This is a genomic window from Parafrankia sp. EUN1f (assembly GCF_000177675.1).
In the GTDB taxonomy this organism is placed as follows: domain Bacteria; phylum Actinomycetota; class Actinomycetes; order Frankiales; family Frankiaceae; genus Parafrankia.
Genome location: NZ_ADGX01000371.1, coordinates 1 through 1,071 on the forward strand (window position 1 = coordinate 1; position 1,071 = coordinate 1,071).

The 1,071-nt window shown below is 70.9% G+C and carries 2 pseudogenes; both read right to left on the reverse strand.

Features of this window, described 5'->3' with window-relative positions:
* Positions 1-290: pseudogene (locus tag FREUN1FDRAFT_RS39155) on the reverse strand (hypothetical protein); the annotation flags it as partial.
* A gap of 90 nt (positions 291-380) precedes the next feature.
* A pseudogene (locus FREUN1FDRAFT_RS39160) lies at positions 381-1,071 on the reverse strand (PBSX family phage terminase large subunit); the annotation flags it as partial.

Genomic DNA, 1,071 nt, shown 5'->3' on the forward strand with positions numbered 1-1,071 from the left:
CGGCCGAGCTCGGCGCGGCGCTGGTCGACCAGCCGGCCGAGCTCGGCGCGGCGCTGGTCGACCAGCCGGCCGAGCTCGGCGCGGCGCTGGTCGACCAGCCGGGCGAGGTCGGCGCGTTCCCTGGCGTGGAGGTGCTCGGCGGTGCGGGCCCGCGTGCGTGCCTCCTGCGTGTGGCTACGGCCGGCGGCGCGGCGGCGAGCGTCCCGCTTCCGCCGCTTCCGATCCCGCCCTTCGGCGCGGGCGGCCTGCTCGCGTTCGTGACGCCGGTCGGCAGCGTGGTCGGGTCTCACCGACGCCCCTTGATTTTTTCCCAGGCGGCGCGGGCCACAGGTCACAGCCCTTCGATTGCGTCAGGCCCGGTCAGGAGCCGGCGGGGCCGGTCATGCTGCGTGCCTCTCCATGTCCGGGAGCTCGATGCCCAGGTGGGGTTCCCAGGTGAACCGGGTTGTGGCGCAGGCGTACCGGCCGGCGTCGAGCGAGTGGTCGGCGACTTTGATGGGCCGGTCCTCGCCACGCTCGGCCCAGTCGTCATCCCAGGCGTAGCCGGTGACCTCGTCGATCCAGCCCTGACAGCGCCGGTGCACCCGCAGCCGGTCGTTCCCGAGCAGGCTCGCGACGGTCCGGATCCCGGACACCACGTCGTTGTCGCCGCCCATCACGTTCGCGACGCCGTCCGAGAACAGCTGGGTCTTGAAGGAGGCCGCGGACGGGTCGACGATGAACCACTCGGGATCCACCCGGGCGGGGGCGTTCATCCCCAGGTCCAGGGCGGTCAGCCACTCGCGGACCCTCGTGGAGTACTGCGAGTCAGTCAGGCTGCGCCGCTCGAGCTTCGAGTCCCAGCGCCACTCGTGCGTCAGGTACAGCCGCCGGTCGTTCCCCAGCCCCAGCAGCAGGCCGGAGAACGGGTTCACCGTGCCGTAGTCCACGCCCAGGGCGAGCCAACGTTCGATGCTCGGCAGACGGTCGACCAGGTGGGTGTCCTCGTCCCACATATCGTAAATCGCACCCTCGGCCATCACCCATTGGCCGAGAATGAACCTCTTATACCAGAGGCCGACGTATTCCTTT